The sequence below is a fragment of the Gammaproteobacteria bacterium genome (genome assembly GCA_013697705.1).
Taxonomy (GTDB): Bacteria; Pseudomonadota; Gammaproteobacteria; order UBA6002; family UBA6002; genus UBA6002.
In genome coordinates, this window is record JACCWJ010000023.1 from 14,197 (window position 1) to 29,184 (window position 14,988).

The 14,988-nt window shown below is 35.7% G+C and carries 15 protein-coding genes and 1 pseudogene; 9 read left to right on the plus strand and 7 right to left on the minus strand.

What is annotated here, in order from left to right; translation table 11 throughout:
- The first annotated feature begins 91 nt into the window (after positions 1 to 91).
- From H0U71_04775 to H0U71_04785, 3 genes are all read left to right on the plus strand, one after another.
- The gene (locus H0U71_04775; GenBank protein ID MBA2654366.1) at positions 92 to 877 is read left to right on the plus strand and encodes a class I SAM-dependent methyltransferase; all 786 of its coding nucleotides are present in this window, start codon (positions 92 to 94) and stop codon (positions 875 to 877) included.
- 131 nt (positions 878 to 1,008) lie between these two features.
- The gene (locus H0U71_04780) at positions 1,009 to 2,796 is read left to right on the plus strand and encodes an ABC transporter ATP-binding protein (protein MBA2654367.1); all 1,788 of its coding nucleotides are present in this window, start codon (positions 1,009 to 1,011) and stop codon (positions 2,794 to 2,796) included.
- Between the two features lie 519 nt (positions 2,797 to 3,315).
- Complete coding sequence (locus H0U71_04785; protein ID MBA2654368.1) at positions 3,316 to 3,714, plus strand: DUF4440 domain-containing protein; 399 nt, start codon at positions 3,316 to 3,318, stop codon at positions 3,712 to 3,714.
- A 221-nt stretch (positions 3,715 to 3,935) separates the two neighbouring features.
- On the opposite strand, the gene H0U71_04790 is transcribed toward H0U71_04785, so the two are convergent.
- A complete protein-coding gene (locus tag H0U71_04790) occupies positions 3,936 to 4,829 on the minus strand; it encodes an aminoglycoside phosphotransferase family protein (GenBank protein ID MBA2654369.1) in 894 nt (297 codons plus the stop codon).
- 238 nt (positions 4,830 to 5,067) lie between these two features.
- On the opposite strand from H0U71_04790, the gene H0U71_04795 reads away from it, so the two are divergent.
- Positions 5,068 to 5,568: a GNAT family N-acetyltransferase gene (locus H0U71_04795; protein ID MBA2654370.1), complete on the plus strand. Its 501-nt coding sequence runs from the start codon at positions 5,068 to 5,070 to the stop codon at positions 5,566 to 5,568.
- A 68-nt stretch (positions 5,569 to 5,636) separates the two neighbouring features.
- Here the strand turns inward: H0U71_04795 and H0U71_04800 are convergent, their stop codons facing one another.
- A complete protein-coding gene (locus H0U71_04800) occupies positions 5,637 to 6,212 on the minus strand; it encodes a GNAT family N-acetyltransferase (GenBank protein ID MBA2654371.1) in 576 nt (191 codons plus the stop codon).
- A gap of 63 nt (positions 6,213 to 6,275) precedes the next feature.
- Between H0U71_04800 and H0U71_04805 the strand changes: the two genes are divergently transcribed.
- On the plus strand, positions 6,276 to 6,572 hold the full coding sequence (locus H0U71_04805) for a hypothetical protein (protein ID MBA2654372.1): 297 nt from the start codon (positions 6,276 to 6,278) through the stop codon (positions 6,570 to 6,572).
- Between the two features lie 338 nt (positions 6,573 to 6,910).
- Here H0U71_04805 and H0U71_04810 read toward each other — a convergent pair whose 3' ends face one another.
- A complete protein-coding gene (locus tag H0U71_04810) occupies positions 6,911 to 7,459 on the minus strand; it encodes a hypothetical protein (GenBank protein ID MBA2654373.1) in 549 nt (182 codons plus the stop codon).
- Positions 7,413 to 8,219, minus strand: coding sequence for a transglycosylase SLT domain-containing protein (locus H0U71_04815; protein MBA2654374.1), 807 nt, complete (start codon positions 8,217 to 8,219; stop codon positions 7,413 to 7,415). Before H0U71_04815 ends, H0U71_04810 begins: the two co-directional genes overlap by 47 nt.
- A 227-nt stretch (positions 8,220 to 8,446) precedes the next feature.
- Between H0U71_04815 and H0U71_04820 the strand changes: the two genes are divergently transcribed.
- Entirely contained in the window at positions 8,447 to 9,460 is a 1,014-nt protein-coding gene (locus H0U71_04820) for an IS110 family transposase (GenBank protein ID MBA2654375.1), read from the plus strand.
- A gap of 447 nt (positions 9,461 to 9,907) precedes the next feature.
- On the opposite strand, the gene H0U71_04825 is transcribed toward H0U71_04820, so the two are convergent.
- Positions 9,908 to 10,207, minus strand: a complete 300-nt coding sequence (locus tag H0U71_04825; GenBank protein MBA2654376.1) for a hypothetical protein — start codon at positions 10,205 to 10,207, stop codon at positions 9,908 to 9,910.
- A 762-nt stretch (positions 10,208 to 10,969) separates the two neighbouring features.
- On the opposite strand from H0U71_04825, the gene H0U71_04830 reads away from it, so the two are divergent.
- Genes H0U71_04830 through H0U71_04840 form a run of 3 tightly spaced genes read left to right on the plus strand, consistent with a single transcriptional unit; the run spans position 10,970 to position 12,981 of the window.
- Positions 10,970 to 11,779 (plus strand): type IV toxin-antitoxin system AbiEi family antitoxin, encoded by an 810-nt coding sequence (locus tag H0U71_04830; GenBank protein MBA2654377.1) that lies wholly within the window; start codon positions 10,970 to 10,972, stop codon positions 11,777 to 11,779.
- Entirely contained in the window at positions 11,776 to 12,651 is an 876-nt protein-coding gene (locus tag H0U71_04835) for a nucleotidyl transferase AbiEii/AbiGii toxin family protein (protein ID MBA2654378.1), read from the plus strand. The genes H0U71_04830 and H0U71_04835 overlap by 4 nt, the downstream gene beginning before the upstream one ends.
- Positions 12,652 to 12,666: 15 nt before the next feature.
- The gene (locus tag H0U71_04840) at positions 12,667 to 12,981 is read left to right on the plus strand and encodes a hypothetical protein (GenBank protein ID MBA2654379.1); all 315 of its coding nucleotides are present in this window, start codon (positions 12,667 to 12,669) and stop codon (positions 12,979 to 12,981) included.
- A gap of 101 nt (positions 12,982 to 13,082) precedes the next feature.
- Here the strand turns inward: H0U71_04840 and H0U71_04845 are convergent.
- Positions 13,083 to 14,260 (minus strand): annotated as a pseudogene (locus H0U71_04845) (IS256 family transposase).
- A 173-nt stretch (positions 14,261 to 14,433) separates the two neighbouring features.
- Positions 14,434 to 14,988, minus strand: coding sequence for a hypothetical protein (locus H0U71_04850; protein ID MBA2654380.1), 555 nt, complete (start codon positions 14,986 to 14,988; stop codon positions 14,434 to 14,436).

A 14,988-nucleotide genomic window follows, 5' to 3' on the forward strand; every position in this document is an offset into this window, starting at 1 on the left:
TACAATATCCCCTCGAACGATTAACAAAGAGCCAGTACAATTCTGCCAGGTAATTTGAGTCATGTGATTCCTTTGATAGAGGTAGAGAAAAATGAGCAATACAGAACACAAGCTTGGGCTGCCATTGGAATATCAACAAATGTCGGAATATTTCGATGCGCATAATATCAGTGAACACACTGAAGCTAAAAATGCTCTGATTGAGAAACTGCTAAGAGAGCAAAAAGTAAAAACAGTTCTGGATATGACTTGTGGAACAGGCTCGCAAGTTTTTTATCTTGCCGAACGAGACTATGAAGTCATGGGTACTGATTTCAGTCCTGCTTTGCTTGAACAAGCTCGAAGTAAAGCCAAAAAAATGAATCGTGATCTTACTTTTATTGACGGTGATATACGGAATATAAAAGTAGGAAAATTTGATGCGGTTATTACTATTTTTAATGCCATTGGCCATCTCACTAAAATGGATTTTGAAAAGGCACTACAGAATATCCACGCTAATCTCAAAGAGGGCGGAATATATATTTTTGATATTTTTAATCTGCAAGCGATTACGGATGACGTTATTGATAGTTTTGCAATGGATGTTAAGAGCATTGTGAAGGGCGTCAATATACGCAATATTCAACATTCTGAGATTGATAAAGAAAATGGTCTTCTGATTTCCCATGATCATTACACAATTTCTAAAGGCGACGGTGAGCCAGAAATACACACGAATAGTTTCAGTCTACAAATTTATACCTTCGCAGAATTGCAAGCAATGCTTAAGCGCAACGGATTTAAAGTTATAAATCAATATGACATGGATGGAAGTGAGTTTGTGGCTGACAAAAGTCTGAATATCTTAACCGTGGCGAAAAAGAAAAGTGGCTAACTCTTAAACACAGAGATAAATAACAACCAAGAATTTAAGTTAACCGCAACTGTTGTTTTGCAGGTTAAGCGAATTGTATTTCTAACAATGATATAATTGAGCAATCTTTAAACTAATAAATGTAGACGACAATGACAAACCAACTGACTCCCTCTTTAAGACACTTCTTAATCAATGTGATAAAGCCCTATAAGCAACTGTTATCTATAATGGCGCTCATAGGTTTATTTTGGGCTTTAATCAACACATTTATGCCCTATATGCTTAAACTTATCATTGATCACGTGGTGGACTTTAAAGGGAATAAAACAGATTTATTTAAGACAACCGAGCCCTATATTTATGGGTATATCGCTCTTTGGATAGCGCTTTGTCTTAATATGCGCCTTTTGGATTGGGTGAAATTAAAATTATTTCCAAATGTTCGAGAAGCTGTCATGTCCAAGATGTTTAAGTATCTTAATCAACATTCGCATCATTATTTTCAGAATAATTTTTCAGGAAGTTTAATAAATAAAATTACTGACATGCAAAGTGGTGTGATCGACATCTTTATGAACCTGGACGATATTTATGCACAAACGCTTGGTTTAAGTGTCGCTATTATCACTTTGTTATTTATCCATCCTATTTTTTCAGCGATTTTATTGGGATGGGCCTTCGCATTTCTTTTAATTACTTTTCTTTTTCTAAAACCAATTCAACAGCTTTCTCACGTTTTTGCAGAGAGTAAGACGTCTGCTGTTGGGAAAATGGTAGATAGCATCAGCAACATTATTAATGTTAGGCTCTTTGTAAGGCATGCAGATGAAAATCGGTATATTAACCAGAGCATCAAAGATGCTGTGCAAAAAGATAGAACGATGCAAACCAAAATTATCAAAATGCGTATATTTTGGGATATCAGTATCATCGTGTTAATGAGTCTAAATCTTTTTATTTTACTTCACATGTATGGTGAAAATAAGGTTTCTATCGGTGATTTTGCTTTCGTTATTTCATTATCAATTACTATTTTGTGGAATCTTTGGTTTATTGCTGGTCAATTCGTGTCATTTTCAGAGCAAATAGGAATATGTAAGCAAGCGCTTTCCATTGTTTCATTGCCACATGAGATTGTTGATGTTCCTGATGCAAAACCCCTTATTATTTCAAAGGGAAAAATTAAATTTCATAATGTGACATTTCATTATGATGAAGGTGCGCACTTATTTAAAAATAAAAATATCGTAATTGAGCCGAGTCAAAAAGTAGGGCTTGTTGGATTTTCAGGCAGCGGGAAAAGTACCTTTGTAAATTTAATTTTGCGACTCTTTGAAGTTGAGTCTGGAGAAATTACCATCGATGATCAAAACATTAATCAGGTGACTCAAAAATCTTTAAGAGAGCAAATTGCCTTAATACCGCAAGATATTACGCTTTTTCATCGAACTTTAATGGAGAATATTCGTTTTGGAAATACGCATGCGACTGACGCAGAAGTGTTTGAGATTGCAAAAAAAGCTCATTGTCATGAATTTATCATTCAACTTTCTCAAGGTTATGATTCTATGGTGGGTGAGAGAGGAATAAAATTATCTACAGGCCAGCGTCAACGCATAGCAATTGCAAGAGCTATGTTGAAAAATGCACCCATTTTGATTTTAGATGAAGCAACGTCAGCTTTGGATTCTATAACGGAGAAATATACTCAAGATGCGCTGCAAATATTAATGCAAGATAAAACCACCATTGTTATTGCGCATCGATTATCTACGCTTTCTAAAATGGATAGGATCTTAGTCTTTGATAATGGTCAAATAATTGAGGATGGTACCCATGAAGCTCTGATAGCAAAAGCTGGACATTATGCAAGAATGTGGCAAATGCAAGCCGGTGGATTTTTGCCTGAAACAGAAGATGAAAATAAGGGGACATGATAATTTAAAATAGGAAACTTCAGACACATGAAGTAATCTGCAATTCTTTGAAAGAAAAGGATATTGACGAAATTATTTTCTCCTTTAATGAGACTGGTGGGATAAGCCAAAAAATATTTATGAAATTTAACTAAGCAGCGAATAGCTCCCCGCAGCACTAATAGCAAAACAAGATGAAAAATTTTGTGGAGCTCTGACAATCATATGGAAACCGAGTTAACCTGGGTTATAAGAGAAATGTTTCAGAAAGCTCTTATTTGAATGTATTGTTCTACTTATAGGAAGCAGGAGATTAGATCTGTATTTATTGTTGCATGCGATAGATAGTGACTATACAGATATCGGTATTAGAAGGTGGGAATCAAACCTGAGTTGCCATTGCAGAAATGGATTCTCCGATCAGCTCTAACTCTAAGGAAGAATAGTTAAAATTTATACTTTTCGTTAAGAACTAATATCCTTGACTACTAAAAAAGTTATAATGCGTTGTATTACTTTATTTTGAGGACAATATAGGTTATGAAAAAAAACTTGGTCACAGAAAAAAAGTTGCTGCCTATTTTAAATGAGCTAAAAAAACGTGAGCCTATATTCCATCATTCCGATAGTTTCGGAAAGACTGAACAAGATATTTTAAATCAGATGTGTGATGAGTTTTGGGAAGTGGGTGCATCTGGGAATGTCTATACCAAACAATATGTTTTAGATGTATTAGTTGAGCGCTATAAGGATCCCGATTATAAAGACGATTGGGAAGCTAAAAACTTTGAGCTTATGGAAATATGTCATGATAGTTATTTACTGACTTATATTCTTATTCAAGGCAAAACTAGAATCACAAGGCGTAGTACGATATGGCGTAAATTTGCTGGCGAATGGAAAATACTCTATCACCAAGGAACAATTATTGAGAAATAATTTATAATAATGTGAATAGTTTATTTTGAATCAGATTATTTTCATTGTAATTCGATAGAGCTGTTCTCTATTTTTATAGTAAGTGCTTTTACCAAGGTGATGTAAACTCTGGCTAGCTTTCATCGCTAAGAAAGCGAGTTCATCATCGGGCAAAAATTCACGAAGATCAAGCGAAGTAATTACATCTCTATTTGTAAGTATTTCAATAAGTGCTTGCGGATTTAATCAGGTATGTAATGACGTAATACATTCGCAATCATTCGTCTCGCAAGTGCTGCTAGAACAGGATTGGTATGTTTGTAATAGGGTAACAAGATGAGAGCAATGGAAAGTGCCCAACCACGTCCTCTTTCCCAAGTGTGACTATCGATATTCCGTAAATTATACCTGAATATATCTCTCGATTTTTCATTAAGCAGACTCCAAGCGATAACAAGATCACAAGCAGGATCCCCTATGCCAACATCAGACCAATCTAATACTGCACTTAGCCTACTATTTTGCACTAAGATGTTGCCAGGCAAATAATCGCCATGGACCCATACAGGTGCTTTATCCCAATTGGGAATTTCCATAATTTTTTGCCAAAGACCAGACGCTAGCACAACATCAATTTCTCCATGTAGTTGACCTAGAGCTTTAGTTGTTTCCTCATTGACCTCTTTCAGCGGGACCCCACGTCTTGAATAAGGACCGTCAGAGAGATGGATACTATGTAGCTCGTTTAAAAAGTCAGCTAAATCTTTTGCAAGTATTTTATGCTCATTTTCTTGTTCAAACTCTGGGTTATGACCTTCATTCCATTTTGTTATCATCCAAAGAGAGGGATACTTTTCATTAGCATTACCTTTGAAAAAAGGTTTGGCGATTGGCATTTTTAAATAATCAGCTAGTCGAGGCAACCATTTGCATTCTTTATTAATATTTTTGTTTGCGCCCTTAAGCCTCGGTAGTCTGACAACATAGTTATCTCCTAAGCGAAACAATGCATTATCCGTACCACTTGAAGATATCCGCTTTAGAGACAAATTTGCCCATTGAGGGCACTGGCTCTCTAAGAGGGAACGCACAAGACTTTCGTCTATTTCAAATTCATTTTCATGCATCTTTGTCATAATTTATTCGCTAAGTTTTGCACATAATCATTGGCTATTTTTCAAAAGTAAAATTGCTTTACACCTTTAAGAGTCTTAGATTAAACAAACCTTTTTTAGTCATGATTTACCAAACCAGGAATATTCTTTTCTGGAAAAGCTTCTGTTGTATCTGAATAATGCATATAATCGCTTTTAAAAACCACAACTTTTAAAATTATAATTCATTACTTAAACGTTTGCTTGGCATATGAATAGAATAAAAATTCTCTCTTTAAAACAAGATGATATTGACGAAATAGTTTTTTCTTTTAAAGCGATTAGTTGGCATAAGCCAAAGACTTTATATGAAAATTATCTAACCGAACAAGTGAATAACCTTCGCACAGTTTTAATAGCAAGGCAGGATGAAAAATTTTGTGGATATGTAACGATCAAATGGCAATCGAGTTACCCAGGCTTTTATAAGCAAAATATTCCTGAAATCTCTGATTTGAATGTATTGCCCTGCTATAGAAAGCAAGGGATTGGATCTGCACTTATTGTTGCTTGCGAAGAGATTGTTCAAGATCGTGGCCATGCAGAAATTGGTATTGGAGTAGGGATGACTGCAGACTATGGCAATGCGCAGCGACTCTACGTCCAACTTGGCTATATTCCAGATGGTTGTGGGTTATTTTATAAATGTGATACAGTTCATTATGGTTCTAATGTGATAGTGGATGATGACTTATTACTGTGGCTTGTAAAAAAAATGTAATATCGTGTAAGCAATTTATTAATTGCTAGTTTAATTCTTATACTGCTAACTATAAATTAAATTTCCTGTTACCAATTAACGTCTAAATTCGGCAAATTCAATAAGTCATATTTAGCGTAAACTAAAGTATCAGTGATATCACCCTTTGAATTAAGCCGGTTTGATTTAACAATTGATTCCAAACAGTAATGAAGTTTTTCAGGAATTCTTTTGCTTGGAATATTATCAACATCACAAGTAATTGCGATGCGCTTTACCCCTAGTTGTTTAAAAGCATATTGCGTCAATGCATTAACAGCTTCCGTCATAAACCCTTGCCCAGCGCATGATATTCGAATCCAGTATCCTATTTCAAGACATGGAACTTCCCAATTATAATGATGATACCCAGTAGCGCCAATAAATTGATCAGTTAATTTGTCAAACATAAACACCGGTAAATATGGCTCATCGTTCTTTTTGAGAATCCAATTTGCTGCTGCGAGCCTTGCCTGCATTTCTGATTCTTCAGCTGTAGGTTTGTGATCAGCCCATAGCATAGATTTATTCAGTACTTCATACGATTCCAAAATAGCTTCATTTAAAGCATTCTCATCACCTATTTGTGGTGGCCGTAAGACTAAACGTGATGTTTTAATTGGCACTGGAAAATCCATCAAAATCGGGTTTATACACAAGTAACAACTGGCATAGTAAACCCAGTAGATATGCTGGAAGATATTATTTCAGCATCCAATGTCAATTTGTCTAAATTTTTCAAACAAGACCCACAAACTCAACGTGAATTAAAAAACGCAGCGAAGGCTGGAGACCCAGAAGCGCAAATCATTCGAGCAGCCAGAGAGTTTCAGCATGGAAAAATAAAAATGAGTGAAAAGCTTTTACGTAAAGTTGTTGAGCAAAACCCTGAGTATGAAAATATAGCTGACCAGATTAGAAAAGGCGATATGTCAGCAGATGATGTAAAAAAAGCATTAAAACAAACTCAACGATTAGTGATGTAGACAAAGATAATGGTGGCAGTCTTGAGCCTCTATAAGAATAGAAATTGCATATTTTAAATTCGCAGTATTATAAATAAAAGGTAAGGGGTCAGATGTAAAAATGCAATTACTTTTGCTATTCTTTAATTTGCATTTTGACATCTGACCCCTTGCCTTTTTGAAAAAGTTTTTGAATCTCACATGTTCCCATGCGAAGATTTTTTTAACCTAGTAAGGTAACTTTTGTTCAGGATTGCAAATTTGCGGAGCGACAGCTTGAAGGGTTACGCATCCAAGCGAATAATCTCTCTGAGCGCGCCGCAAGACAAAAGTAGATCCCTACAAAAATAATCATCCTTTCAAATGCCAAGAAGACAATCATTACCTTTTTTTGTTTTAATTTTCTCGAAAGTCCAATAATAAACCTGTCTTTGTGATTCATTTTCAAGTTCGGTTTTTTTACCATCAAATTCACCTCCAAAACAAACATATTTTTGTTTAGCCATCAATTTATGCCATCGGGTAAAACGTTCTTGATAAGTAGCTAGTGGAAAGGCTCGTCGCATATAATAGTGATGGATAATATTTGGCTTTATATATACTTTAATATTTAAGTCAGCAGCTGTGTCTGTCCATCCCCAGTCTTCTGATGAATAACCCATGTCTTCTAAGGTGATATTAACTAATTCACGAGGAAAACATTGCCAATAAAACCCGCCTCTATTTTCCTTAGAGAAAGATTTTGGTGTAAAGGTTTTATTGTAATGACCTAAATCCTCTTCACTTAGTATTCCGTAATCACCCGTAATTAAAGAATATGGGTATTTCTTTTTAGCTGTTAGGCTAACGGCTAGAACATTACTAGAAAGGTTCAAGCATAATATGAGAAGCAGGATTTTTGTTTTCATTGTTATTATTATTTTCCCGTAGAAGATGATAGTAATGGTTTATCCTATCCATTGGTTCGTGATTGTAAGGCTTATTTTCTAGTTTTTGATCCAGAAAACTTTTGTAATCCTCTATCGTCTCGACCCATGTTGCCTTGTGTTTTAATTTATTCGTTGCAGTCTCTCTCTTCCTAAAGAGCCACCGAGTACCTGCGCATATATTAGCCGAAGGATTTAGCAATTGCTCTTTTGTAAGGCAAACTAAATAATTTTTTAGCTCTCCCTTTGTATCACTAAGGTAATGGAGAGTTTTCGTCAAAATTTGCATCAATCCATGAGCATCTTTATTTAGCTTTGGTTTAGGGTCTATTTCAAAACTAGACTCAGTAAGAATAAGTGCCTTTATTAAGTTTGGATCAAGAGGTTCATCAGGTTGGAATACTTCATTCCAGTACTTAGTCCAACCTCGAATTTCCATATCATAATTATCCGATTTTGAATATTCATTGATTAATATTTTTGAAGTAGGCGATCCTTGCAAAAAAGGAAAGTAGGTATGAGTAATATTTTGAATTTCATCATAGGATAATTCATCTTTATGAGATTTATTAGCAGCGCAATGTTCATGTCTGATTGAGATAATACCATTAGGGTGCTTTTTGCTGGGAGGGATATTAACAGAATGCTCCCGAACAAGGTGCTTGCCTAGAGGACATCGACGCCAAGGATGTGCTTTTTTCTCTAAATCAGCTGGTGTTTCACTAATGATAGAATTTGACATTATTCCTTCCTTGAATAAGATTTTCAAAAATGTACACTAAAAAAAATTTAATACAAGCTTCTTTTCTATTTAATTCCTTACTAAAGTGAAGCAAGGGGTCAGATGTCAAAATGCAATTACTTTTGCTATTCTCTAATTTGCATTTTGACATCTGATAATCATCTAGCTCCCTCCATAAGAGTGTAAAATATTTGTTCTTGGAAACAAAAACTCAAACGGAGGAAGCAATGAAACTATATGGTGGAATCGATCTTCATTCAACAAATAGTTATATGGTATTAATCGATGAAGCTGGACGCATAAATTATAAAAAAAGGCTACTCAATGATATGGATGTTATTCGTAAAGAGCTAGGTGAGTTCGAAGGAATTGATAGTTTAGTAGTTGAGTCTACCTATAACTGGTATTGGCTAGGAGATGGATTAATGGATGAAGGCTATAAAGTTAAATTAGCAAATCCAAATGCAATAAAACAATATGATGGTATCAAACATACCAACGATAAAACGGATGCGCGTTGGTTAGCGGATTTAAATAGATTAGGTATTTTAAATGCAGGCTATATTTATCCTAAGGAGTCTAGAAGCGTTCGTGATTTACTGAGAAAACGAAGTCAATTAGTACAGCATCGCACAACACATATACTGAGTATGCAGACACTGATTGAACGCACCACAGCAATGCGCCTAAGTGCAAATCAAATTAAGCAGTTAACCGAAGAAAAATTAAGCGAATATTTAAAAGATGTACATATATATTTAGCAGCAAAAAGTAATTTATTAATGTCTAAATTACTTGACCAGCAAATTAAGGAAGTTGAAAAAGTTGTTTATAACAAAATTAAGTTAACGCAGGAGTATAAGAAATTATGCACTGTGGATGGTATTGGAAAAATCCTTTCCCTTACCATCATGCTAGAGACCGGTGAAATATCTCGCTTTGCTCAAGTTGGAAATTATTCATCCTATTGCCGCTTAGTTGACAGTGAACGGAAAAGCAATGGTAAAAAGAAAGGTGAGAATAATAAGAAAAATGGTAATAAATATCTTTGCTGGGCGTATATTGAGGCGGCAAATTTTGCTATTCGAAATAATGAAGTAATAAAGCGTTACTATCAAAGAAAATGTAAAAAGACAAATAGGATTGTTGCAATTAAAACAATAGCGCACAAACTAGCGCGTGCTTGCTATTACATTATTCGCGATGGAGTTGATTTTGATGTGAATAAGTCATTCACGTAAAGAGTTGGCTGGAACAGTGTAACCCGTAAAGGGGTTGGTTAAAAACCAGGAGACTTGATTGGCCACTGTTCCATCCTTTATTTTAATTATCTATAAGAGAGTTTATACTGATACGCCCATGCTGTGAGCCACAAAGGTCTGGAGCCGAAAGGTATCCACAGGTTTGTTATTAACAAATTGGACACAGCATGGCACTAATAGTTTTCTGGGATGCTTTGCATCAATGGATATGCAGATATTAACCGTTGGGTTTATGCAATATCTAAAGCCAGATGGGTGACTGGTGCGGCTCAGTAGCTGACACTTCCAAACGAAAACTCGGGTGCGATTAGTTTCTCTCCAAGGATAGTTAAAAATTTAAAACGGAAATTTCGAGGATTCCGTTAAAAATTTGTATTGCCTCTTGAAACTTGGGAGCTAATGGGTGACCCTGAAAGATTGTGATCGCTAAACGCATTTAAGTTGAGATCCAGCGTCGATAGTTTCTCCATCTGCCTCAGCTCGTTCTTCTGCTTCCTGAAAACTCATTGCCCATAAGTATGAAGGATCTCTAGTCAAAATAACTGCTAATGCATCATCTCCGCCATAGCATCCATATACAAATCTAGGATTAGTCTTAGTCACATCACTTATGATTTGGTGAGCTGTTTTCAACCTGTCCTCTTCTGAGGCGCCTTTTATTAAGAAGGCTTTTACGGGTAGTTCTCTTGTTTTTGTAAACATATTGGATGGCTGATCTTTTTTCATTTGTATCTTCTCATTCATTACAGTTATTTGACTTACATTTCCAAAATAGCCCATTGATATGAGATATCTTAAGCTTGAATACATCTTAATCTTAACTAGCAAAGATTAACTAAACATTAATGTCTATCAGAAATGTCCATCAGAGAATAAACTTTTTCCCCAGCGTTGAGAGCATGCACATAACGATCTCCTTTTGCCTAGAAAAGAACCCAGATGACTGAATTAGGGGTGTGACATTTTTGTGACAGATTATTTGTGATTTACTGTGTTTTACTTGGTTTATCTGGGCACTTGAAAGGTGCTAAAGCATCGTAAGGCATTGATTAAAGAGGAAATGGCCAAAAGACGATTCTGACTACGAACCAGGTGGTCGGGAGTTCGAATCTCTCCGGGCGCGCCAAAATTCTGTTCTAGATTCAATAGGTTACTAATATAATTCAGATAGCTTCCTAGCGCAAGGGCAGAGGAGTGTGACAGATTTGTGACATTTTCGTGACAAATTTTTCAGCTCCCCACTTTTTCCCAAGACAAATCATTGAAATTAATAGCTAATAAAAGAACGACTATCTGGTTTTTATTGCCCCTCAAAATCCACGAACGACAGAAGTTAATTAAGTATCTAATAGCTTCTGAGTCAAAAGTCTCTTAATATAACGAAAACCAATATATTATAGAAGTTTCAACTCACTCTATTAGAAATGTAACCTAAAATGAATATGGTCTGTGTTAAAACTTTTGCAATATAACGTAAATCGATTTATTATGAGAGTTTTAACACAAGATACTATGAAAGCTCAAGAATTTATAAATGATCTTCGAAGTCAAGGGCGTTATTTTTTCACTATTAAAGAAGCGGAAAAAGCCTTAGCGCTTACTAAAATAGCAACTATAAATGCGATCAGACGTTTGCGGTTGAATAAATCCGTAGTTAGCCCGGCCAGGGGGTTTTATTTGATTTTGCCGCCAGAATATCAAGTACTTGGCTGTTTGCCTGCAGATATGTTTATTCCAGATTTAATGAAATACCTAAACCAGCCTTACTATGTCGGTTTTCTCAGTGCTGCACAGTATTATGGTGCTGCCCACCAAAAGCCACAGAGATTTCAAGTTGTAACGCTCAAAAATCGACCCCCCATCCGTTGTGGACGTATCTATATTGAGTTTATTGCGAATAAAAAAGCTGGGGAAATGCCCACCAAAAAATTTAACACCTATGCAGGAGTGATAGAGGTAGCAACTCCAGAACAGATTGCTAATGATATAGTTAGTATGCCACGACATGCAGCAGGAATTAGCAATGTTGCTACGGTATTGATGGAGCTTGCTGAGAAAATTAATATAACCAAGATAATAGAGCTAACTCAGATTAATCCAGAATTATTCTGGCTTCAACGTTTAGGGTATTTGTTGGAATTTTTAGAGTTTGACCAACTTGCTAATGAAATTACAAAAATTCTTACCGATAAAAAACTACACTGGGTTCGTTTAGTATCTCATGCGTCGTATAAACCTTTATTACGAGATAAAAAATGGAAAATTATTGTTAATACAAAAGTGGAACCTGACGAATGATACCAGTTGCACAAATTACACAGTGGAGATCAGTTGCTCCTTGGCCTGATGATATGCAAGTTGAACAAGATTTAATTTTGTCGCGCATACTCGTAGAAATTTTCTCTGATCCATTTCTTAATAAGGAGCTTGCATTTCGAGGTGGAACAGCATTACATAAATTATTTTTTTCTCCTCCAGCCAGGTATAGTGAAGATATCGATTTAGTGCGAACAAGCAAAGGGCCCATTACCGATATTGTTGATGCATTACGAGAGCGCCTCGAACCTTGGCTAGGTAAACCAAAAACTGTAAGAACGATCCGCAGCTTTAAGATGATGTTTTATTTCAACCCAGAAAATTTGCCAACTTCACGGTTACGTATCAAGATAGAAATCAATATCCAGGAAAACTTCGCGGTACTTGATCGCTTATCGAAAATTTTTTCTGTACAGTCTGATTGGTTTTTAGGTAGTACAAAGATTAATACTTTCCAATTTGATGAGTTGATAGCTACAAAATTACGCGCTTTGTATCAGAGAAGTAAAGGTCGGGATGTATTTGATTTATGGTTGGCTCTAAATCAAGAAGACTTAAATATTACTAATACCATCCAGGTGTTTGAACATTACATGAAAAAAGAAAATAAAATTATTACGCGAGAACTATTTGAAAAAAATCTTGATCTTAAATTGAAGGAGCATTCATTCTTAGATGATATCGGGCCGCTATTATCACCTGATCTAAAAAAGACTCTGTCCTCTTCTTTCATAACGAATGATAGCGGTTTTACTGTGACAGAAAGCAAAGGCCCGCCAGTAAGTGAAGGATGGAGTTTAGTAGACTCCGCGGAAGAAATCAGAAAAAAAATATTAGTGCATTTGCCGAAATAAATATAGGGTGAAAAAATGCAGAAAGCAGATAACTCAATCCATGATTTGATTAAAAAGGTTTGCTCTGGGGTCATACACATTGAATTTTGGGTTGAAGAAAATAGAAAAGCATCCGCTTCTGCATTTGTGTCAAATGGATGCCTCATCACAGATAACAATGTGTTGAAGGATGCACCTGCAGATTCAATAGTTACTTTAGCATATCAAGCAAATATAGAATCACCTGATCGTAAGGAAATAAAAAAATTTCCTCTGGAATTATTTCATAAAAGTTTGAGGTATGGATCTGATCCACAGAACTATGATTATGCAATCTTAGAAATGATCTGACCCTACTCTATTGGACACCAAATTTGATAAACTTACACGATCAAAAGAGGTGTTACTAATGTTCTTCGCGAGAGCGTTCATTTAAGTGTGTCAGCATAAAATTATCTCAGCTCCAAAGTTAGGCGCCCCTCAAAATATATTTGCAGCTGAGAAATTATCAATGCCCAATTGTGCATCGGTTGATTCCATTTTTCCAGAATTTTTTGGCAAGCACAGTATATTAATTTTAGCAGCGCGTTTTCACTGGTAAATGCACCTTTACTTTTCGTATATTTACGAATCTGACGATGGAATCCTTCGATAATATTGGTGGTATATATAATGCGACGAAGCTCTTCGGGGTATTTAAAATATTGCGACAAAGAATCCCAATTAGCCTGCCAAGATTTAATTACAGCGGGATATTTTTTGCCCCATTTCTCCCCTAGCTCTAGCAAGCGATGCTCCGCTAAATCTTTGCTGGTGGCTTTATAAACGAGTTTTAAATCTAACATAAAGGCTTTTTGGTCTTTGCTTACAACATACTTTAGCGAATTACGAATCTGATGCACTACGCACAGCTGAATTTCTGTCTTAGGGAATACTTGCGCAATGGCGTCAGGAAATCCTTTTAAGCCGTCAATGCTCGCAATTAAGATGTCTTCAACGCCTCGAGCATGCAGATCATTCAACACGCTCAGCCAAAAATGGGCGCCTTCATTTTCTGAAAGATACAGGCCTAAAATATCTTTTCGACCCTCTTTGTTTACCCCTAAAATAGAGTAAAATGCTTTGCTTACGACTTTTCCTTCTTCACGAACTTTAAATGCATAGCATCTAAAAAAACAATTGGATAAACCGGTTCCAGGGGACGATTACGCCACTCTGTAATAACAGGCATTAATTTATCGGTAATTAAGCTGATTTTAGCAGTAGAAATTTCAAGACCATACATATCTGTCAAATGTTCTGTTATTGCTGCGTAGCTCATCCCGGCGGCATATAAGGAGAGGACTTTATTGTCCAGAGACTCATTCAAAACTGTCTGGCGTTTCTTTACAATTTCCGGCTCAAAGCTACCCTCGCGATCACGTGGAGTTTCGAGCTCAAATGACCCCGTATCAGTTTTTATCCTTTTCCGTAGTTTGCCATTGCGGCGATTAGTTTGATCTTGCGTTTTGCAGTCCAGCAAATGAGAATCCAGTTCGCCTTCTAAGGCAACTTCTAGAATTTCTTTGATAAGCGGGGTGAGAACGCCATCTTTTCCGGTCAAGGATTGACCCGATTTAAGTTTATCTATGGCTTCTTTTTGAAATTAGCTAAAATCAAAATTAGTTAAATCAATTTTATTGTTACTCATTATCAGCTCTCCAAGTTATAAAAATTATAACAATTTATGAAAGCTGACACAGTTATTTAAACACTCCCTTCTTCGCCAAAGAGGAGCAAAAACGGTGAAACAATAATTTTAATTTAATTAATAAAATAAGAATCCATGCCTTTTTTTGTTTTTATTCTATCAAAGGTCCAAGAATTTTCTTCTCTTTTTATTCCATGTATTACTTCTTCTTTATGATCACCAAAGCTGCCTGCAATGCAGACATATTTTTGACCTTTCATTAGTCTTTGCCAGCGTGTGAAGTGTTCTTGGTAAGCACTAATAGGATAAGCTCGCCGCATATAATAAGTATGAAAAATATTAGGCTTTGTATACGCGGTGATTTTTAAATCAGCAATGGTGTCGGTAGGGTCAAATTCTTCCGCAGAATAACCCATATCTTCGAGTGTGACTGAAATATTTTCTCGAGGAAAACATTGCCAATATATTAGTCCGCTGCTTTTTTCTGAAAATTTTTCATAATTCAGATTTTTAGTAAGATGGGCTAAGTCTTTTTGATTAAGAATTTCGTGATCTTCGGTGAGCAACAGAAATGAATATTTTTTTTTGACCTTGGAGTCAAGCGCATTAACTGTATTACTTAGAATAATGATTACTGATAATAAAATTAAGTACAGGGTTTTTTTCAT